Raw genomic sequence first — 20,556 nt, 5'->3', positions numbered from 1 at the left:
TCCCTGGGCGGACCCGGGCTCCGCCTCAGGCCCCTCCGTCTCCCTGCATGCGCAGGGCCGCCGCGAAGTCCATCTTGTCCTCCAGCCGCGTCAGACTCCGGCCGGTCAGCGCCTCGATACGGCCGATCCGGTAGCGCAGCGAGTTCACGTGCAGGTGCAGCGCCTCGCCGCACCGGGCCCAGGACCCGTCGTGCTCCAGGAAGGACCGCAGCGTGGGTACCAGGTCGGAGCGGTAGCGCCGGTCGTACTCCTGGAGCGGGGCCAGCAGCCGCCGGCTGAAGGTCCGCCGGACCTCGGCCGGGATCAGCGGCAGCAGCGACATGACGTGCGCGGCCAGGTCGTCGGGCCCGCACGCGGCGACCGTGTCCGAAGAGGCCGCGACCCGCCGGGCGTTACGGGCCTCCGCGAGCGCGTGGTGCAGGTCCGCGGCCTCGCCCACCGGGGTGCTGACGCCGAAGCTCAGCCGCTCCCCGGCCCGCAGTCCGCGCGGCAGGGAGCCGCCGGCGGCCTTGCCGACCGCCTCGGGGGTCAGGTGCCCGTCCGCCCCGACGAGGACGAAGGCGACGGCTTCCGCCCCGACCGGAGAGCCGGCCCGGTCCCGAGCCCGATCGCGAGCCCCAGCCCCGCCCCCGTCCCGCGCCGGATCCCCGCCCCCATCCCGCGCCCCGGCCGGATCCCCGTCCCGCGCCCCGTCCCCGGCCGGCGTGACGGCGATCCGCTGCCCGGCGTCGGGTCCCAGGCAGTGCGGATGCAGGAGCACCTCCTCCAGCAGGTCCCGTACGGCCGTCCCCACGGGGAATCCCGGCGCGGTCCGCGCGTCCAGCCGGGCCGACACCGTCTGCCAGCGCGCGGAGCCCTCCAGCCCGCCGGCCCCGGTCGCGAGGCGGGCCGCCGCGTCCTCGAACAGGGCCCGCCCGCCCCCGCCGCCGGCGGCCGACTCCAGCAGGGCCAGCAGCCGTCCGGCGGTGAGCCGGCGCGCCGTGCGGTCGGTGTCGCGGCCACCGCGCTCCACCGCGACCAGCCGCGCGAGCCTCTCCACGAGGTCGATGCGCTCGCCGCCCCAGTCGCCGCAGTCGGCCTCGACCGCGATCAGCCAGTCGGTCGGCGCGGCCCCGGCGCCCGGCCCGGAACGCACCGGGAACAGTGAGTACGCCGTGGCGCGGGCGACCGTACGGTGCGGGGCGCGCCCGCCCGACCGCTCCGCGGCCAGGAACCGACCGGCCAGCGCGGCGGCCGTCTTCTCCGGCAGCGGGGGCCGCGCGCCCGCGATCTGCCGGCCGGTGGGGGAGAGGATGTACGCGCGCAGGTCCAGCTCGGCCAGCATCAGTTCGAGGAGGGCGTCGGCCCCGGCCCCCGCCTGCCGGTCGGCGGTGAAGCGCCGGTGCCGGTCGACGAGCGCGGCGAGGTTGCCGACCCGCGCCCCGGCCCGGCTGCGCGCCACGTACTCGGCGACGGCGGTGAAGGGCACCTCCACGCCCACCGCGAGCAGCGGCAGCCCGTGCCGGTCGCAGGCCTCCACCAGATCGGCGGGCACGTGGCCGAACTCCGCCTCGCCCGCGCCCAGCGCGGCGGCGCCCGCCTCCACGAGGACGCGTACGAACGCGTCGGACTGGGCGGCCCCGGGGTCCTGGCGGCGCCAGACCAGCCCGGACAGCACCAGGTCCCCGGGGGACACGAAGCGCCCCGGGTCGGGCAGGTCGATGGTCACGGTGCCGAGCACGGGCCGATCGAGGTGCTGCTCGCCGCCGAGCAGCCGGAGCTCGGGCAGCTGGGGAAGCCCCGGGACTTCGCGCACCTCGGACATCTCGCGCACCTCGGACGCCTCAGGCACCGCCGGAAACCCGGAAACCCCGGGCAGCGCCTCGGACGACAGCAGCAGATCACGCAGCCTCATGCCCCCACCCTGCCATGCGCCGTCACCCGGCCGATCCGTTCGGCTTCCCACAGAACCGCAGGTCAGGACTTTACGTTGGGGTAATTCCACGGAAATCGGTTTGAGTCCGATCACCACGGTTCATGGGATCGGTGACTGCCGAACACCCCGCCCGAGGGCTGTACTTGCCCCAAACGCACGACGAATGAGAGCCCCCACATGGACTTCCTTCGCCCCGCCAGCTGGGAGGAGGCGCTCGCCGCCAAGGCCGCGTACCCCACGGCTGTCCCGATCGCGGGCGGCACCGACGTGATGGTCGAGATCAACTTCGACCACCGCCGGCCCGAGTACCTCCTCGATCTCAACCGCATCGCTCCGCTGCTGGAGTGGGAGGTCGGCGAGGACGTGGTCCGGCTGGGCGCCTCCGTCCCGTACACGCAGATCATGGAGAACCTCCGCACGGAGCTTCCGGGACTCGCGCTCGCCTCGCACACCGTCGCCTCCCCGCAGATCCGCAACCGCGGCAGCGTCGGCGGCAACCTCGGCTGTGCCTCGCCCGCCGGTGACGCGCACCCCGCGCTCCTCGCGGCCGGCGCGCAGGTGGAAGCCGAGTCCGTACGGGGCTCCCGGCTGATCCCGATCGACGAGTTCTACACGGGCGTCAAGCGCAACGCGCTCGCTCCGGACGAGCTGATCCGGGCCATCCACGTCACCAAGGCCGACGGCCCCCAGCAGTACTCGAAGGTCGGCACCCGCAACGCGATGGTCATCGCGGTCTGCGCGTTCGGTCTGGCACTGCACCCCGGGACCCACACGGTCCGTACCGGCATCGGTTCGGCCGCGCCGACCCCGATCCGGGCGAAGGCCGCCGAGGAGTTCTTGAACGCCGCGCTCGAAGAGGGCGGCTTCTGGGAGTCCGGCAAGGTCATCATCCCGTCGATCGCCAAGCAGTTCGGTGACCTCGCCTCCGGCGCGACGAACCCGATCGACGACGTCCGCGGCACGGCGAAGTACCGCCGTCACGCGGTCGGAGTCATGGCTCGCCGCCAGCTCGTCTGGACGTGGGAGCAGTACCGCGGCCCCCGAAACGGCCGCCCGCTCGAAGGGGCCGCCTGATCATGCGCGTCAATTTCACCGTCAACGGCCGTCAGCAGGAAGCCGACGACGTCTGGGAGGGCGAGTCCCTCCTCTACGTCCTGCGCGAGCGCCTCGGCCTGCCGGGCTCCAAGAACGCCTGTGAGCAGGGCGAATGCGGTTCCTGCACCGTCCGCCTCGACGGCGTGCCGGTCTGTTCCTGTCTGGTCGCGGCCGGTCAGGTCGAGGGCCGCGAGGTCGTGACCGTCGAGGGCCTGGCCGCGTACGCCAACCAGCGCGAGCGGCACGGCCACGGCGGCCCCTGCGGCACCGGCACCGGCACCGGAGCCGGCACCGGCACCGGAGCCGGCACCGGCACCGGAGCCGGCGGCGGCTGCGGCAGCAAGGGCGGCGTCTCCCTGGACGCGGCCAAGCAGTGGCAGGCCAAGCCCGGCGACTCGCAGACCGGCGAAGGCGCCCCGCTCTCCACCATCCAGCAGGCCTTCATCGACGCCGGAGCGGTCCAGTGCGGTTTCTGCACCCCGGGTCTGCTGGTCCAGGCGGACGCGCTGCTGGAGGAGAACCCCTCCCCGTCCGACCAGGACATCCGTGAGGCCCTGTCCGGCAACCTCTGCCGCTGCACGGGCTACGAGAAGATCCTCGACGCGGTCCGCCTCGCGGCCGCCCGCCAGGAAGGGGCCCGCTAGCCATGACCGGCGCATCCCGCATCCCCACCGGCCTGACGCAGCGCTCGCAGACGAGCGGCGGCATCGGCGAGTCCACGCTGCGCCCCGACGGCACCCTCAAGGTCACCGGCGAGTTCGCGTACGCCTCGGACCTCTGGCACGAGGACATGCTCTGGGGCCAGACCCTGCGCGCCCCGCACGCCCACGCGCTCATCACCCGACTCGACGTCTCCGAGGCGCTGAAACTCCCCGGGGTGTACGCGGTCATGACGTACGCGGACCTTCCCGCGGCCAGGAAGTACGGCCTGGAGTTCGTCGACCAGCCCGTCCTGTGCGACGGACGCGTCCGCTTCCACGGCGAGCCGGTCGCCCTCGTCGCCGCCGACCATCCGGAGACCGCCCGCCGGGCCGCCGCCAAGATCCTGGTCGAGTACGAGGTCCTGGCGCCCGTCACGGACGAGGCGAGCGCCACGGCGCCCGGCGCGCCGGTCCTGCACCCGGACCGCGACGACCACCACGCGCCCCACACCCCGCACCCCAACATCGTCCACCGCCAGCCGGTCGTCCGCGGCGACGTGGCCGGGGCCCGTGAGCGCGCCGACGTCATCGTGCGCGAGGAGTACGAGGTCGGCATCCAGGACCAGGCCTTCCTCGGGCCCGAGTCCGGCCTCGCCGTGCCCGCCGAGGACGGCGGCGTGGACCTCTACGTCTCCACCCAGTGGCTGCACGTGGACCAGAAGCAGATCGCCCCCGTCCTCGGCCTGCCCGAGGAGAAGGTGCGGCTCACCCTCTCCGGCGTCGGCGGGGCCTTCGGCGGCCGCGAGGACCTGTCGATGCAGGCCCACGCCTGCCTGCTCGCGCAGCGCACCGGCAAGCCCGTGAAGATCGTCTACAACCGGTACGAGTCCTTCTTCGGGCACGTCCACCGCCACCCCGCCAAGCTGACCTACGAGCACGGCGCGACGTTCGACGGGAAGCTCACCCACGTCACGGCCCGCATCGTGCTGGACGGCGGCGCGTACGCCTCCTCCACGCCGGCCGTCGTCGGCAACGCGGCCTCCCTCGGCCTCGGCCCGTACGACGTGGAGAACGTCGAGATCGAGGCGGTCGGGCTCTACACGAACAACCCGCCCTGCGGTGCGATGCGCGGCTTCGGCGCCGTCCAGGCCTGCTTCGCCTACGAGTCCCAGATGGACCGGGTCGCCGCCGAAATCGGCATGGACCCCGTCGAGTTCCGCCAGCTCAACGCGATGGAGCAGGGCACCCGGATGCCCACCGGCCAGCTGGTCGACTCGCCCGCCCCGGTGGCCGAACTGCTGCGCCGGGTCAAGGCGATGCCGCTGCCGCCCGAGCTCCAGTGGGAGACCGCCGGCGAGGGCGCCGACGTACGCCACCTGCCGGGCGGCCTGTCCAACACCACCCACGGCGAGGGCGTCGTCCGGGGCGTCGGCTACGCGGTCGGCATCAAGAACGTCGGCTTCTCCGAGGGCTACGACGACTACTCCACCGCCCGCGTCCGGCTGGAGGCCGTGAACGGCGAGGCCGTCGCCACCGTCCACACGGCGATGGCCGAGGTCGGCCAGGGCGGTGTCACCGTGCACGCGCAGATCGCCCGTACCGAGCTGGGCGTCACCCAGGTCACCATCCAGCCCGCCGACACCCGGGTCGGCAACGCCGGCTCCACCTCCGCCTCCCGCCAGACGTACGTGACCGGCGGCGCGGTGAAGAACGCCTGCGAGGCCGTCCGGGACAAGGCCCTGGCGATCGGCCGCCGCAAGTTCGGCTCGTACCACCCGGCCTGGGCCACCGCCGAACTCCTCCTGGAAGGCGGCAAGGTGGTCACCGACGGCGGTGAGGTCCTCACGGACCTGGCCGAGCTGCTGGAGGGCGAGGACGCGATCGACCTCGAACTCCAATGGCGCCACCGCCCCACCCACCCCTTCGACCGGGAGACCGGCCAGGGCGACGGGCACGTCCAGTACTCCTTCGCCGCGCACCGGGCCGTGGTCGAGGTCGACACCGAGCTGGGCCTGGTCAAGGTGATCGAGCTGGCGGTGGCCCAGGACGTGGGCAAGGCGCTGAACCCGCTCTCCGTCATCGGCCAGATCCAGGGCGGCACCACCCAGGGACTCGGCCTCGCGGTGATGGAGGAGATCATCGTCGACCCGGTGACCGCGAAGGTGCGCAATCCCTCCTTCACGGACTACCTGATCCCGACGATCCTCGACACCCCGAGCATCCCGGTCGACGTCCTCGAACTGGCCGACACGCACGCCCCGTACGGGCTGCGCGGCATCGGCGAGGCGCCGACGCTGTCCCCGACCCCGGCGATCGCCTCGGCGATCCGCGCCGCCACCGGCCTGGCCCTGCGCCGGGTCCCGGTCCGGCCGGAGCACATCACGGGATCCTGACCCGGCGGGGGCGGCGCGGGCGGCGCGGGCCTTCGGGCGGCCGGGAGGTGCGTCCTACACGCCCATCGGAGCGTGCAGTTCCACGGTGAGCTCGACCTCGACGGGGGCGTCCAGCGGCAGCACGGACACGCCGACAGCGCTGCGGGCGTGGATGCCCGCGTCGCCGAAGGCGGTGCCCAGCAGCTCGCTGGCTCCGTTGACCACGCCCGGCTGGCCGGTGAAGTGCGGATCGCTGGCGACGAAGCCGACCACCTTGACCACGCGCTTGACGGCGGACAGGTCCCCGGCGACGGAGGCGACGGCGGCCAGCGCGTTCAGAGCGCACTGCTGTGCCAGCTCCTTGGCCTGCTCCGGGGTGACCTCGGCGCCGACCTTGCCGGTCAGCGGGAGGGCGCCGTCGACCATGGGGAGCTGGCCGGAGGTGTAGACGTAGTGGCCGCTCTGGACGGCGGGTACGTACACGGCGACGGGCAAGGGGGTCGGCGGGAGCTTCAGGCCGGCGGCGGCGAGGCGCTCTTCGGGGGTGCTGGGCATGGCGGGTCCCTTCGCGGAGCGGGGCTCCGGTCGGCGGATCGGGTCACGGGTCACGGGTCGCAGGTCGCAGGTCGCAGGTCGGATCGGGTCGCGGACCGGATCGCGGATCAGGCCGCGGGCCGGGTCGGGCGGGGGAAGAGGATGACCGGTTTGATCATGCCGGGCTCCCGGGCGACGAGGCGGGCGAAGGCCTCCTCGACACGGTGGAAGGGGAATTCGTGGGTCGTGATGACCGTCGGGTCCACCAGCCCCCCGTCGATCAGCCGCAGTGCGCGCGCGAGCCGCGCTCCGCTGCTCTGCGGCGGCCGACAGCGGGCATAGGTGATCCTGCCGCCCTCGGCGAGCCCCTCGTGGGCCGCGGCCGCGGCGGCGGGCGCGGCCGTCGCCATGATCGCGCGGTCGGCGCCGGCGCCGCCGGTCAGCTCCGTGATCCGCTCGGCGGAGTCCTCGTAGGCCGGATCGATCACCACGTCCGCCCCGAACCGCAGGGCGAGGCGCTGCCGTTTCATCTCCGGCTCGACGGCGATGACGCGGGCGCCGCACAGCCGGCCGGCCGCGATGGTGGCGCCGAGGCCGACGGCGCCCTGCCCGAAGACCACGACGCTCCCGCCCGGCGGCGGCCCGGCCTCGACGACGCCGCCGGCCTCGTGGCCGAGCCCGGTGGGTGCTCCGGCGGCGGTGTGCCCGTCCCAGGCGCAGATGAGCGCGGCCGTGGTGCGTACGAGGACTTCGCCCGCCCGGGGCCGGGGGGCGGGCCGGTCCACCACGGTGGGCGGTTCGCCGGTCCGGCGCAGCGCGAAGGCCTTCAAGGGGTCTCCCTACGGTGTGACACGGCTGGTCCACTCAACCATCGGCGACCGGATCCGCTCCGGCAGGGGGCCGGAGGTCGCGAACCGGCGGGCCGAGCGACTCGACCTGATGCCGTTTCGGGCGGGCCGTCGCACCGCCCGGCCGGGCACGAGGGCCTGCCCGGCCCGGGCCCTTCGGTCGGACGGGACCCTTCAGCCGGCCCCTGCGCCGGACGGGGCCCTCGCACCGGCCAGGTCCCTTCGGCCGGCCCGGACGGCCGGCGCGGTCGCCGGGTCACGGCCGGATGACCCGTACCTGGTAGCTGCCGTTGCGCAGTTCGCCCACGACCGAGACGCTGATGCCCGCCTTCTCGTCCGTGAAGGTCTCGCCCGGCTTGAACGGCGCGTCCGAGAGCTCCGCGTGCACGTTGGGCCGCCGGGTGCAGCCGCCGCTCGCGCTGGAGCTGTCGGAGACGGTGACGGGCCCGCGGCCGGTGTCCACCTCGGAGTCCACCTTGTAGATGAGGACCCCGGGCTTGCAGACGGCCTCGTCGTTCCCGGCCCGGGTGCGCACCTCCACCGCGTATCCGGCGCTCTCCGACACCGGGACGAAGGCCAGCTTGGTGCCGCCTTCGACGGCGAGCGGGGTCAGGACGTGATCGCTGCTCCCGGACTTCCCGGCGCAGCTGATCTGGGAGCCGTCGAGCCAGCCGAGCTTCCACTTGTGCCAGCCGAGCAGGTCGTTGTTGGCGCCCCAGTCCTCGCTCATGATGTCCCAGTGTCCGACCGTGCCGCCGCCGTCGGCGGTGTAGAGGTCGGGCAGGCCGAAGACGTGTCCGTTCTCGTGGGGGAGCACGCGGTAGCCGGTCTTCCGGTAGGCGCCGGAGCCGTCGTCCTGCCGGCTGTAGACGAAGGACGTGTTGGCGAGCGGGACGCCGTCGGCGATCGGGGCCTCGCTGTTGCCGGAGAAGGTGACGGACAGGACGGTGTCGAGGGCGGAGGGGCCGGCGTTCGGCGTGACCAGAATGTTGATCAGGTCATACCGGGAGAAATCGATCTCGGAGTCGGTGGCTTTGACGATGTGTTCCACGAGCTGGCGGTAGCCGGGCTCGTATGCGGAGCCCCGCTCGATCCCGTACGCCGCGAACGGCATCGGCATCCGCAGCCAGTTGCGTATCGGCGCCTCGGCCCGGTAGCTGAGCCGTCCGTAGGAGCTGACGCGGAACCAGTCGGAGGTCTGCGGGAAGAATTCCGCCAGACGGTCGGTCGCCGCGCCCTCGCCCTTGGCGTCGGGGAAGTCGATCATCAGGTTCAGTGCCCGGACCTCGCCGGTCGAGCGCGAGTACCCGGGCGAGGTCGGCAGCCCCTCGGACATCTGCACGCCCATCGCTCCGGAGATCCGGCAGGGCGCGAGCATCGACTCGGCGGTGGTCGCGGCCACGGGGCCGGCCGCAGAGTGGCCGCGGCTGGATATCTCGGCGCTCGCGGTCGCGGTGACGCCGAGGGCCAGCGCGGTGATGCCGATGTAGGCGCTGGTGCGGCGTGGCGTGCGTATCCGGTGGCGCGTCTGCGGCATGGAGATCGGCCTTCGGGTCCGCGGCAGCCGGCCGGGGTCCGGACTGCGCTCTGTGCGATCACCCTCCGACGGTGCGGGCGTACTCGCGCGCCGGGAGAGGCCAAACGGGATCAGAGGGACTGCGGTGATGTGACCCAGGTCACACGGAAGGGTGAAATAACCGGGGACCGTCTCCCCGTTTGAAGGAGAGTCCCCGCAGAACCGGGGGCCCGCTCCCCGTTTCGAGCGGACGTACGTGTCACCGCGCCAGGGAGGCCCCGGAATGAAGCACCCCACCGCCACGGCTCCGGCGGCCCTGCCCGTCCCGGGCCCGGACGTCGCCCTCGACCTCGCGGCGCCGGCCAAGGTGCCGCGCCCGCGGGCCGACGCCGTCCGCAACCGGGAGCGCATCCTGACCGCGGCGCGCGAGGTGCTGGTGGAGTTCGGTCCCGCCGCCCCCCTCGACGAGATCGCCCGCCGGGCGGGAGTCGGCAACGCCACGCTCTACCGGCACTTCCCCGACCGGCCCACGCTCATCCACCACGTCGTGCTCTTCGTGATGGACCGGGTGACGGCGCTCGCCGAGGACGGCCTGGCCCAGGAGCCGGACGCCTTCGCCGCCCTGTGCCGCTTCACGCACGGTGCGGCGGACGAGCGGATCGGCGCCCTGTGTCCCATGCTCTCCGGCGACTTCGACCGGGACCACCCCGAACTGCTCGCCGCCCGGACGGCCTTGGAAGAGGCCGTCGAGACCCTGCTGGGCGCCGGCCAGGCCTGCGGGCTGCTGCGCCCGGACATCGGGGTCGGTGACCTGATGATCGCCCTGTCCCAGCTGAGCCGCCCCCTCCCGGGCAGCGCCTGCTTCGACGCGGACGTCTTCGTCCACCGCCACCTCCAGCTGTTCCTGGACGGTTTGAGGGCTCCGGCCCGCTCCGAACTGCCGGGCGCGCCGACCACGTTGGAGGACCTGAGGCGGAAAACCATGTGACGCCCCGGGTTTGCACCCGTTAGCGTCGTAAACCGCCTAAACGTTCTTTCTCGTCTCATTTCAGTCATCACGCACCGCGAAGTGGGTACCCCCATGTCAAAAACAGCCGCGAATCCGCCGCTGTCCGCCACCGCCGACCCCAGTCGCTGGAAGGCGCTCGTCTTCATAGCCCTGGCGCAGCTGATGGTCGTCCTCGACGCCACCATCGTGAACATCGCCCTGCCGTCCGCCCAGACCGACCTCGGCATCTCGGACGGCAACCGCCAGTGGGTCATCACCGCGTACGCGCTGGCCTTCGGCGGACTGCTCCTCTTCGGCGGCCGCATCGCCGACAAATGGGGCCGCAAGAACGCCTTCGTCGTCGGCCTCGCCGGCTTCGCCCTGGCCTCCGCGCTGGGCGGCGCCGCCCAGGGCGAGGCCATGATGCTGGGCGCCCGCGCCCTCCAGGGTGCCTTCGGAGCACTGCTCGCGCCCGCCGCGCTCTCGCTGCTGGCCGTCATGTTCACCGACGCCAAGGAGCGCGCCAAGGCCTTCGGCATCTACGGTGCGATCGCCGGTGGCGGTGGCGCCGTCGGCCTGATCCTCGGCGGCTTCCTCACCGAGTACCTCAACTGGCGCTGGACGTTCTTCGTCAACATCCCGTTCGCGATCGTCGCCGCCGTCGGCGCATGGATGATCATCCGCGAGCCGGCCGGCAGCCGTAACCGCGCGCCGCTCGACATCCCCGGCGTGCTCCTGTCCACGACCGGCCTGGTCGCGCTGGTCTACGGCTTCACCCGCGCCGAGTCGGCCGGCTGGTCGGACAGCCTGACCGTGGGCATGTTCGTCGCCTCCGTGGTGCTGCTCGCCTCGTTCGTCCTGGTCGAGTCCCGCACCGCCTCCCCGCTGCTGCCGCTGCGCGTCCTGCTGGAGCGCAACCGCGGCGGTGTCTACCTCTCGCTGGGCCTCGCCGTCATCTCGATGTTCGGCCTGTTCCTCTTCCTCACCTACTACCTGCAGGTCGTGAAGGGCTTCTCGCCCGTCAAGACCGGCTTCGCCTTCCTCCCGATGATCGTCGGCATGATCGCCGGCTCCACCCAGATCGGCGCCCGCCTGATGACGCGGGTCCCGCCGCGCCTGCTGATGGGCCCCGGCTTCATGGTCGCCGCGAGCGGCATGCTGCTGCTGACGCAGCTGGAGGTCGACTCCTCCTACCCGGCGCTGATCCTGCCGGCGCAGCTGCTGCTGGGCCTCGGCATGGGTACGGCGTTCATGCCCGCCATGTCCCTGGCCACGTACGGGGTGAACCCGGCCGACGCCGGCGTCGCCTCCGCCATGGTCAACACCTCGCAGCAGGTGGGCGGCGCGATCGGCACCGCCCTGCTGAACACGATCGCCGCCTCGGCGACGACCGCGTACCTGACCGACCATGCGGCCGAGGCCGCGGCGGGCGGCCCGGTGGCGCAGCTCGTGCAGGCCAAGGCCATGGTGGAGGGCTACTCCTCGGCGATCTGGTGGGCGGTCGGCATCCTGGTCGTCAGCTCGCTCATCGCCCTGACCCTGATCAACACGGGCCGTCCGGGCGCAGGCGGCCCGGTCGCCGAGGGCGAGGACGCCGACGCCGGCATGAAGGTCCCGGTGATCGCCCACTGACCCGGCCGGGCCCCGGCTCCGGGGTGCGGGAATGACTGATGACCCCGCATCGTTCAAATTTGAACGATGCGGGGTTAGTCTTTTCTTCAGCGGCCCGCCCGAACACCTCTGGAGTCCCGATGACGACCTCCGACCCGACGCGGATGCCGGCGCTGTACCTGAGCCACGGAGCCCCGCCCCTGGCCGACGACCCGCTCTGGCCGGGCGAACTGGCCGCCTGGTCCGCGGACCTGCCCCGCCCCCGGGCGATCCTGATGGTCTCCGCCCACTGGGAGGAGGCCCCGCTCGCCCTCGGCGCCACGGAGCCCGTCCCGCTCGTCTACGACTTCTGGGGCTTCCCCGAGCACTACTACCAGGTCCGCTACGAGGCTCCGGGCGCCCCCGAGCTGGCCGCGGCGGTCCGAAAGCTCCTGAAGGCCCCGGGCACCCCGGTCCAGGACATCCCCGACCGGGGCCTGGACCACGGCGCCTACGTCCCGCTCGTGGAGATGTACCCGCAGGCGGACATCCCGGTGCTCCAGATATCCATGCCGACCCTGGACCCGCGCCGCCTGATGGACATCGGCCGCAAGCTGGCCCCGCTGCGCGACGAAGGCGTCCTGATCGTGGGCAGCGGCTTCTTCACCCACAACCTCGCCGCCCTGCGGCACACCGGCCCGGGCGTCCCCGGCTGGTCCGCGGAGTTCGACGCGTGGGGTCACGAGGCACTGGCCGCCGGCGACGTCGACTCCCTGCTGGACTTCGAGGCCAAGTCCCCGGCCGGCCGCCTGGCCCATCCGCGCACGGAGCACTTCGCACCGCTGTTCGTCACCCTGGGCGCCGCCGAATCCGAGCTCTCCACGGCCTCCACCCCCGTCTCGGGCTTCTGGATGGGCCTCTCGAAGCGGTCCCTGCAGTTTGGCTAGCCACGACGAGGGCCCGGGCGGGCCGGGGCTCCTCTGGTGCCCCAGCGGCTCCGCGTACGCGGCGGAGTCGGTGGTCCTGGCGGTCCGCGACGGGCCCGACGGCCCCCCGGCCTACCTCCCCGCCCCGCGCCCGGCGGCCGAAGCCCTGGCCGGGCTCCCGCCCGGCACCGAGCCGCGCCGCCTGCTGCGCCTGGCCTCCCACTGCGTTCCGCACTGCCTCAACCGCGCGGGCGACACCTGCACCCTGGCCACCCGCCTGACGGCCGCCCCGCCGCCACCGGCCGTGACCCCCCTCCCCGGCTGCCACCTGCGCCCGTCCTGCAAGTGGTGGACCCAGTCGGGCCCCCCGGCCTGCCGCGCCTGCCCCTCGGTCGCCACCCGTCCCGCTCCGCCCCGGTGACCTCCGCTGCTTTGTGGTGGAACGTACTTCTTGTGGGGTATCCGGCGATTCGATCGCCAGTCCAGGCAACCAGAAGCCGCCGGGGACCGTCTGTCGGGGTGGGAGTGCAGCCATGGGCGGCGCTGTTCCGGAGTGGAAACGACCATGTCGAATGTGACGGCGGTCTCACGGGCGTAGTGGTCACGCGGATCCGTGAAGGCCTCCGGATCGGCCTCCATCCCGGGCCTGACCTGCACCTCTTCGAGCTCTGACGGCATCGCTGATCCACCCCGATCGGGGGATGGCGGGGCAGGATACTGCAAGATCTCGAAAAAGAGGGAGCGGCGTGGGAATTCTGTCCCGATTCCAGTCGTTGTTTCCTTCGGAAGCGGGCACTCGGGAGAGTGTCCAGGCAGCCGCACCGCCGCGACCGAATCATCGCAAGGGAGCACGCATGGCAACCCGCGCCGTCGCCCGTCGTCAGTCCACGAGCAGCGCTCGTGCTGGGAGCGGGGAGATCGCAGACCGCGACCTGGTCGGCATGTACCTGGACGAGATCGCGCGTACCCCGCTGCTCGACGCCGCCAAGGAAGTGGAGCTCTCGCAGATCATCGAGGCGGGCGTGTACGCCCAGCAGATCCTCGACGGTGCGATAGAGCGCAAGGGCGAGACGCCCTCCCAGGAGGAGCTGGAGGCCCTGGCCGCCGAAGGCGAGCGGGCCAAGGAAGTCTTCATCCGCTCCAACCTCCGCCTGGTCGTCGCCGTCGCCCGCCGCTACCCGCGCAGCGGTCTGCCGCTCCTCGACCTCATCCAGGAAGGCAATGCCGGCCTGGTGCGCGCGGTCGAGAAGTTCGACTACGCCAAGGGCTTCAAGTTCTCCACGTACGCCACGTGGTGGATCCGCCAGGCCATCACCCGTTCCATCGCCGACCAGTCCCGCACCATCCGCCTCCCCGTCCACCTCGTGGAGGAGCTCGGCCGGATCCGCCGGGTCCAGCGCGAGTTCAACCGGGAGAAGGGCCGCGACCCGGAGCACGCGGAGATCGCCGCCGAGCTGGAGACGACCGAGAAGCGCGTCGGCGACGTCCTGGACTGGGCGCGCGACCCGGTCAGCCTGAACATGGGCGTCGACGAGGACGGCGACACCCAGTTCGGCGACCTGCTGGAGGACACCTCGGCGATCTCTCCCGAGCAGTCCGTGCTCTCGCTGCTGCGCAGCGAGGAGCTGGATGACCTGCTGGGCAAGCTGGACCAGCGCACGGCCTCGATCATCAAGATGCGCTACGGCATCGACGACGGCCGTGAGCGTACGCTGACTGAGGTGGGCAAGCAGCACGGCCTGACCCGTGAGCGGATCCGCCAGATCGAGAAGCACGCCCTGCTGGAACTGAAGCGGATGGCGCGCGACACCGGCTTCGACGCGGTGGCCTGACCGGCCCCGCGAAGCCCCCATACGAGCCCCCGGTGCCTATCCCCCCCAGGCGCCGGGGGCTCCCCCTTGCGGCCCCGCCGCCTCCGTCAGCCGGGAGGCCAGCGCCCGCGCGGCGTCCGCCAGGAAGACCGGCCCGTTCACGGTGAACGCCACCCCCGTCAGCGCCAGCCGCGCCGCCAGCCACTCCGGTGCGTCCGAGGACTCGAACCGCACCCGGACCCCGGACCCGGGCCCCGCCCCCGGCGAAGGCTCCGCGTGCTCCCGCAACCACCCCGGCAACTCCCCGCAGGCCTCCGCGAAGGTGACGTCCACCGCGTACGTCTCCCCGCCCCGCAGCCCCCGCCGCACGAACTCCACCGCGTCCATGGGCAGTTCGCGCCCCGAGAACCGCGCCCCCGTCGCGCTCGGCTCGCTCACCCGGTCCACCCTGAAGGTCCGCCAGTCCTCGCGCTCCATGTCGTAGGCCACGAGGTACCACCGGCTCACGGTGCTGACCAGCCGGTACGGCTCCACCAGCCGCCGCGAGGCCGCCCCGTCCCGCGCGCGGTACGAGAACCGCAGCCGCTCCGGGCCCGCCACCGCCGACGCGATCACCGTCAGCGTCCGCGGGTCCACGCTCCCCCCGTCCCCCCGGGTCACCGCGACCGTCGCCGACTGCAGCGCGTTCACCCGGTGCCGCAGCCGCCCCGGCAGGACCTGCTCCAGCTTCGCGAGGGCTCGTACGGAGGCCTCCTCGACGCCCTCGATCGCGTGCCCGGCCCCCGCCCGCAGTCCCACCGCGATCGCGACGGCCTCCTCGTCGTCCAGAACGAGCGGGGGCATGGCCGCGCCCGCCACCAGCCGGTAGCCGCCCTCCGCGCCGAGCGTGGCCTCCACCGGGTACCCCAGCTCCCGCAACCGGTCGATATCGCGCCGGATGGTCCGGGCGCTCACCCGCAGCCGACCCGCCAGCTCGCTGCCCGGCCATTCGCGCGGGGTCTGGAGCAAAGAGAGCAGGGTGAGCAGCCGGGCCGGGGTGTCGGTCATGGTTTCAAGATTGCCAGCCAAATAGGACACCGCCTGACCTACATGCCGTCTAGGTTTCTCCTCATGAGCACCGAGACGACCCAGTCATCGCCCGAAGGAAAGAACGGGCCCGTACAAGAAGAGCGGACCGAGACCCCCGCAGAGACCAGCTCGACCAGCCCGGCCGATCCGGCCGGCGCCCACGTGGACCGCCGCCGTTGGCTGGCGCTCGCCATCGTGATGACCGCGGCCTTCATGGACCTGGTCGACGTCACGATCGTCAACATCGCGATACCCCGGATGCGCGAGGACCTCGGCGCCTCCACCAGCGCCATCCAGTGGATCACCGCCGGCTACGCCCTCGCCTTCGCCGCCGGCCTGATCACCGGCGGCCGTCTCGGTGACATCTACGGCCGCAAGCGCCTCTTCCTCATCGGCATCTCCGGCTTCACCGCCGCCTCGCTGCTCTGCGGCATCGCGCCCACCCCCGACGTGCTCGTCGCCGCCCGCATCCTCCAGGGCGCCATGGCGGCCATGATGGTCCCGCAGGTGCTCGCGATCATCCACGTCACCTTCCCGCCGCACGAGCGCGGCAAGGTCTTCGGCATGTTCGGCGCGGTCGTCGGCCTCGGCGCCGTCTCCGGTCCGATGCTGGGCGCGCTGCTCACCGAGTGGAACATCCTCGGCCTCGAATGGCGCCCGATCTTCCTGATCAATTTGCCCGTCGGCATCGCCGGCGTGCTCATGGGCCGCAAGTTCATCTCCGAGTCCAAGGCCCCCCGCGCGCTGCGCCTGGACCTGGTCGGCGTCGTGCTCGCCACCCTCGCCCTGGTCATGCTGATCTTCCCGCTCACCCACGGGCGTGAGAACGACTGGCCGCTCTGGGGCTCCGTCTGCATGATCGCCTCGCCCGTGGTCTTCGGCCTCTTCATCGGCTACGAGAAGTACAAGATCCGCAAGGACGGCTCCCCGCTGGTCGAGCTCTCCCTCTTCAAGGTCAAGAGCTTCGCGGGCGGCATCGCCGTCCAGCTGACCTTCGGCATCGCGACCGGCATCTTCTTCCTGGTGTGGACGCTCTACATGCAGATGGGCCTCGGCTGGAGCGCCCTGAAGGCCGGTTCCACCGGCATCCCGTTCTCACTGGCCGTCTCGGCCGCCGCGGGCATGTCCGTACAGAAGCTCGTACCGCGCTTCGGCCGCAAGGTGCTCCAGGGCGGCGCCCTGGTCATGGCCTCGGGCCTGCTCCTCTACATCTGGGAGTCGGACCGCTACGGCATGGAGATCGCCTCCTGGCAGATGGCCGCCCCGCTGATCGTCATGGGCCTGGGCATGGGCCTGATCATCGCGCCGCTGACCGACGTGGTGCTGTCCGAGGTGCCGCGCGAGCACGCCGGCTCGGCGTCGGGCCTGATCAACACCACCGGCCAGATGGGCAACGCGCTCGGTCTCGGTCTGACCTCCGTGGTCTTCTTCGGGGTGATCGACGACGACCTGGTCTTCGGCGCGCCGTACGTCGACGCCTTCCACCACGCGCTGTGGTGGGTCGTGGCCGTCCTGGTCGTGATCTTCGCCGTGATGTTCATGCTGCCGCGCAAGACGCTCCCGATGGAGCAGCGTGAAGGCGGTTCGGAGTACACCGGCGAGCCGGCCCCGGAGAAGGTTCCGGCCGGCTAACGCAGGGTCCTCTCCTCTGACGGGCATGTCCGCTTCTGTTGGCGGGCATGCCCGTTTGTTTTGGTTTCCCACTGGAACGGGCGTACGGTAGGAGAGAACCCACAGAGTCGGGCATCAGTCCGGCTCGAACGGACCTGAACGGACATGCCGAACCCATGTACGCACCGGAGCGCCAGCAGGAGATCATCCGCCTCGCCCGCGAGGCGGGCCGGGTCGACGTCCTGTCCCTCGCCGACCAGTTCCAGGTCACCGCCGAGACCGTGCGCCGCGACCTCAAGGCCCTGGACCGGGCCGGCCTCCTGCGCCGGGTGCACGGCGGTGCCATACCGGCCGGCCGCCTCGACTTCGAGCCCGACCTCACCGAGCGCGAGGCCACCGCCGCCGACGAGAAGGACCGCATCGCGGCCGCCGCCCTCGGCGAGCTCCCCGACGGCGGCAGCATCGTCCTCGACGCCGGCAGCACCGTGGCCCGCCTCGCGGCCGCCGTCCCCCTCGACATCGCGCTCACCGTCGTCACCCACGCGCTGCCCGTCGCCGCCCGGCTCGCCGACCACACCGGCATCGACCTCCACCTCGTCGGCGGCCGGGTCCGCCACCGCACCCGGGCCGCCGTCGACGCGTGGGCGCTGCGCGCGTACGCCGAGATCCGCGCCGACGTCGCCTTCGTCGCGACGAACGGGTTCAGCGCGGACGGCGGTCTGACCACCCCCGACCTCGCCGAGGCCGCCGTCAAACGGGCCGCGATGGCCGCCGCCCGCCGCGTCGTCCTCCTCGCCGACTCCGCGAAGGCGGGCCAGGAGCACTTCGCGTGCTTCGGCTCCTTCGCCGACGTCGACCTGCTCATCACGGACTCGGGGCTCGACCCCGCTCACAAGGCGGCGATCGAGGCCGCCGGTACGGAAGTTGTACTCGTATGATCCTCACGGTCACCCCCAACCCCTCCCTCGACCGGACGTACGAAGTCCCCTCGCTGGACCGCGGTGAGGTACTGCGCGCCACCGGCGACCGGGTAGACCCCGGGGGCAAGGGCGTGAACGTCTCCCGCGCGGTGGCCGCCGCGGGCTTCCGTACGACCGCGGTCCTTCCGCTCGGGGGCGCACCGGGCACGCTGATCGCCGAACTCCTCGGCGCCCAGGGCGTGGACGTCACGGTGGTGTCCATCGCCGGCCAGACCCGCTCCAACATCTCCCTCGCGGAACCGGACGGCACCCTCACCAAGATCAACGCGTCCGGCCCCGAACTGACCGACGGCGAATCGGCGCTCCTCCTGGAGACGGTCCGCACCTGCTCGGGCGGCGCCACCTGGATCGCCTGCTGCGGCAGCCTCCCGCGCGGCCTGCGGCCCGAGTGGTACGCCGAGATCGTCGCCCGCGCCCACGACGCGGGCGCCCGCATCGCCCTCGACACCTCCGGCCCGGCGCTGCTCGCCGCGCTCCCGGCCGGCCCGGACGTCATCAAGCCGAACGCCTCGGAGCTCGCGGCGGCGGTCGGCCGGCCGCTGTCCACCCTCGGCGACGTGGTCAAGGCGGCCGAGGAACTGCGCTCGCTGGGCGCGGGCGCGGTCCTGGCCTCCCTCGGCGCGGACGGCCAGCTCCTGGTCTCCGAAGAGGGCACCTACTACGGCACGGCCCCCGTCGCCACGGTCCGCAGCAACGTCGGCGCGGGCGACGCCTCCCTCGCCGGCTTCCTGATCGCGGGCGGTACGGGGCCTGCGGCCCTCGCCTCGGCCCTGGCCCACGGCGCGGCCGCGGTCCAGCTCCCCGGCAGCGCCATGCCGGCACCTTCCGACCTGCGCCCCGAAGCGGTCCACATCACCCAGGACCTGCCCCTGGACCTCCCCCTGTCCGAACCCGCCACGGTCTGATGCGCGCTTACTCGAGAGGGAGATGGGCGGGGTGTCTTCACCCACAGTCGGGGCCTCTCTGCGAGGCGGTTCACGTCTGATTCACGACGACTTCTTCAGTGAGCCGTCCGGAACACCGGCTCCAGAAGGTCGGGATCGAACTCCCCGCTCCGGGGTCGGCCCTTCGGGATCGGATGCACGATCACTGTGCGCAGCACCGTGGTTGCGGCCTTCCGTCTCTGCCGCATGTCGAAGCCGGCCCACTTCTCCTCGCTGAACCCGGCAAGGAAGTTCAGGGAGACCTGCTCGGCGTAGAAGTTGTTCCGGTCTTCCTGGGACTCGGTGATCTGCCGGTCGTTGTCGTCCTTGAAGTCCAGGTACTCGGCGAGATCAAACACGCCGGACTTGTAGTTCTGTTTGATCTCCGCCCGCTTGGCCAGGAGCCCCTTCAAGGTCTCCTCCCCATACCACTTCTTCTCGGCGGGCTGTATGGCCGCGAACTGGTCCTTGAGTACTTTCACGACAAGGGCCTCTATGGCCTTGTCTGTGAAGTCGGCTCGGCGGCTGACCTTGTTGCACCGGGGATCGCCGCACCGGTACCGGTCCTGCTTGTTCGAGCCGCTTGGGCCGTTGCCTTTCATCTTGGCCAGGCACATGTTGCCTGCCTCATCCACGTGCCCGCATCGGGCGATGTTGGCCAGGAAGAACCGGCGGGTGGCTTCAGCTATCTCCCGGAAGTCCTTCTTGCCCTCGCGCTGGACCTTCTCCCGGAAGCGGCTGGAAGCTGTCTCTCCTCCAGGGTTGAACCACACGCTGCAGCGGTTGACGAGCTTGAGCCACTCCTCGGGCGTGCAGACGGTTTCCCACTTCCCGACGACGGGCTCTCCGGTGTTCGGGTCGGTCACCAACTCGCCGTGGATCATTCGGTACCCGCATAGAGCCGGGTTCGTGAGCATGTACTGAACCGGAGTGGTTGCCCACTTGTTGCCTCTGAGGGTCAGGTATCCGCTGTCGTCCAGGAACGTGACGATGGTTGCCCAGTGCTTCCCGAGGAGTGCAAGCTCGACAGCGTCCCGAAGAACCTTGCACTCTTTGGGGTCCAGCTTTTCGTTGACCTTGCGGCCCGTACGAACGTCGGCACCGAGCCACCCGAACCGGCGCGGGCCTGTCGGCCTGCCCTCCAATGCCAGGTCCCGGACGTTGCGCTTCACACGCCGCTTGACCCGGACGACCTCACGCTCACCCATGGCGGAGGTGAGGAGGCCCCGAAGCGTCTCGGCGTCACTGTCCACGTTGAGAACGGTCTTCGTGTCGGCGACTGCGTAAAGCCCATGCTTGTCCACAGTGAGGGCCCGGTGCAGCTTCAGATAGTCCTCGGGTAGACGCACCACGCGCTCCTCTTCGACGACGAACACCCCTCGAATCGGGTGCCCCTCCTCGACGCGACGGGCCCGGAGATCCCGGACGAGACGCAGAAAGGCTGGTCGCTCGATGTCAGGGTCAGCCGCCGTGATGTGGTTGTCCGTGTACCGGTAGACGATGACGCATCCGATTTGGGCGGCGAACTCGTCGTTGTTGCGGTGCTGCCGGGCGACGCCTGCGGCATCGCGATTGTCGTTGGTGATGCGCGCGTACGAACAGCACGGCGTGCGGCCGTTCAGCCACTCCTCAAAGTTCCGACCGTCGGCGAGTGCCTGATGCAGGTCGGGATGAATGAACCACTTGGACGATGCCTTCACGACTACTAACCTCTCGGACAGGGCAAGTGTCTTGATGG

At 71.8% G+C, this 20,556-nt stretch carries 17 protein-coding genes; 11 read left to right on the top strand and 6 right to left on the bottom strand.

The window, feature by feature from the left end; all coding sequences use genetic code 11:
* Positions 1-25: 25 nt before the first annotated feature.
* A complete protein-coding gene (locus J7F03_RS37700; RefSeq protein ID WP_251073080.1) occupies positions 26-1,894 on the bottom strand; it encodes a PucR family transcriptional regulator in 1,869 nt (622 codons plus the stop codon).
* Positions 1,895-2,092: 198 nt separating this feature from the next.
* On the opposite strand from J7F03_RS37700, the gene J7F03_RS37695 reads away from it, so the two are divergent.
* The 3 genes from J7F03_RS37695 to pucD are packed head-to-tail and all read left to right on the top strand — an operon-like array spanning position 2,093 to position 6,044.
* Positions 2,093-2,989, top strand: a complete 897-nt coding sequence (locus J7F03_RS37695) for a xanthine dehydrogenase family protein subunit M (RefSeq protein ID WP_214957627.1) — start codon at positions 2,093-2,095, stop codon at positions 2,987-2,989.
* Between the two features lie 2 nt (positions 2,990-2,991).
* Entirely contained in the window at positions 2,992-3,654 is a 663-nt protein-coding gene (locus J7F03_RS37690; RefSeq protein ID WP_214957625.1) for a (2Fe-2S)-binding protein, read from the top strand.
* Positions 3,655-3,656: 2 nt separating this feature from the next.
* The gene (pucD, locus tag J7F03_RS37685) at positions 3,657-6,044 is read left to right on the top strand and encodes a xanthine dehydrogenase subunit D (protein ID WP_214957624.1); all 2,388 of its coding nucleotides are present in this window, start codon (positions 3,657-3,659) and stop codon (positions 6,042-6,044) included.
* 54 nt (positions 6,045-6,098) lie between these two features.
* Here pucD and J7F03_RS37680 read toward each other — a convergent pair whose 3' ends face one another.
* The 3 genes from J7F03_RS37680 to J7F03_RS37670 all read right to left on the bottom strand — a co-directional run bounded on the left by J7F03_RS37680 (position 6,099) and on the right by J7F03_RS37670 (position 8,942).
* Positions 6,099-6,578, bottom strand: a complete 480-nt coding sequence (locus J7F03_RS37680) for a RidA family protein (RefSeq protein WP_214957623.1) — start codon at positions 6,576-6,578, stop codon at positions 6,099-6,101.
* Positions 6,579-6,685: 107 nt separating this feature from the next.
* On the bottom strand, positions 6,686-7,387 hold the full coding sequence (locus J7F03_RS37675) for a zinc-binding dehydrogenase (RefSeq protein WP_214957622.1): 702 nt from the start codon (positions 7,385-7,387) through the stop codon (positions 6,686-6,688).
* A gap of 274 nt (positions 7,388-7,661) precedes the next feature.
* The gene (locus tag J7F03_RS37670) at positions 7,662-8,942 is read right to left on the bottom strand and encodes a M6 family metalloprotease domain-containing protein (protein ID WP_214957621.1); all 1,281 of its coding nucleotides are present in this window, start codon (positions 8,940-8,942) and stop codon (positions 7,662-7,664) included.
* 262 nt (positions 8,943-9,204) lie between these two features.
* Between J7F03_RS37670 and J7F03_RS37665 the strand changes: the two genes are divergently transcribed.
* The 5 genes from J7F03_RS37665 to J7F03_RS37645 all read left to right on the top strand — a co-directional run bounded on the left by J7F03_RS37665 (position 9,205) and on the right by J7F03_RS37645 (position 14,257).
* Positions 9,205-9,909 carry a TetR/AcrR family transcriptional regulator gene (locus J7F03_RS37665; protein WP_214957620.1) on the top strand — a complete coding sequence of 235 codons (705 nt, stop codon included), beginning with the start codon at positions 9,205-9,207 and terminating at the stop codon, positions 9,907-9,909.
* 93 nt (positions 9,910-10,002) lie between these two features.
* Positions 10,003-11,541 carry an MFS transporter gene (locus J7F03_RS37660; protein WP_214957617.1) on the top strand — a complete coding sequence of 513 codons (1,539 nt, stop codon included), beginning with the start codon at positions 10,003-10,005 and terminating at the stop codon, positions 11,539-11,541.
* A 119-nt stretch (positions 11,542-11,660) separates the two neighbouring features.
* Positions 11,661-12,446, top strand: a complete 786-nt coding sequence (locus tag J7F03_RS37655; RefSeq protein WP_214957615.1) for a dioxygenase — start codon at positions 11,661-11,663, stop codon at positions 12,444-12,446.
* Positions 12,439-12,846 (top strand): hypothetical protein, encoded by a 408-nt coding sequence (locus tag J7F03_RS37650; RefSeq protein WP_214957613.1) that lies wholly within the window; start codon positions 12,439-12,441, stop codon positions 12,844-12,846. The genes J7F03_RS37655 and J7F03_RS37650 overlap by 8 nt, the downstream gene beginning before the upstream one ends.
* 433 nt (positions 12,847-13,279) lie before the next feature.
* Entirely contained in the window at positions 13,280-14,257 is a 978-nt protein-coding gene (locus J7F03_RS37645; RefSeq protein WP_214957610.1) for an RNA polymerase sigma factor RpoD/SigA, read from the top strand.
* Positions 14,258-14,293: 36 nt separating this feature from the next.
* On the opposite strand, the gene J7F03_RS37640 is transcribed toward J7F03_RS37645, so the two are convergent.
* On the bottom strand, positions 14,294-15,283 hold the full coding sequence (locus tag J7F03_RS37640; protein ID WP_214957608.1) for a YafY family protein: 990 nt from the start codon (positions 15,281-15,283) through the stop codon (positions 14,294-14,296).
* 63 nt (positions 15,284-15,346) lie between these two features.
* Here J7F03_RS37640 and J7F03_RS37635 point away from each other — a divergent pair, with 63 nt between their 5' ends.
* The 3 genes from J7F03_RS37635 (at position 15,347) to pfkB (ending at position 18,800) form a co-directional block, all read left to right on the top strand.
* A complete protein-coding gene (locus J7F03_RS37635) occupies positions 15,347-16,936 on the top strand; it encodes an MFS transporter (RefSeq protein WP_214957605.1) in 1,590 nt (529 codons plus the stop codon).
* A gap of 155 nt (positions 16,937-17,091) precedes the next feature.
* A complete protein-coding gene (locus J7F03_RS37630) occupies positions 17,092-17,853 on the top strand; it encodes a DeoR/GlpR family DNA-binding transcription regulator (RefSeq protein ID WP_214957603.1) in 762 nt (253 codons plus the stop codon).
* A complete protein-coding gene (pfkB, locus tag J7F03_RS37625) occupies positions 17,850-18,800 on the top strand; it encodes a 1-phosphofructokinase (protein ID WP_214957601.1) in 951 nt (316 codons plus the stop codon). Before J7F03_RS37630 ends, pfkB begins: the two co-directional genes overlap by 4 nt.
* Positions 18,801-18,895: 95 nt before the next feature.
* Here pfkB and J7F03_RS37620 read toward each other — a convergent pair whose 3' ends face one another.
* The gene (locus J7F03_RS37620; RefSeq protein ID WP_214957599.1) at positions 18,896-20,518 is read right to left on the bottom strand and encodes a recombinase family protein; all 1,623 of its coding nucleotides are present in this window, start codon (positions 20,516-20,518) and stop codon (positions 18,896-18,898) included.
* Positions 20,519-20,556 lie beyond the last annotated feature (38 nt).

This window comes from Streptomyces sp. ISL-43 (genome assembly GCF_018614195.1).
Lineage (GTDB): Bacteria > Actinomycetota > Actinomycetes > Streptomycetales > Streptomycetaceae > Streptomyces.
The sequence above is the reverse complement of the archived record's forward strand: the minus strand, read 5'-3'. Positions and strand labels throughout refer to the sequence as shown.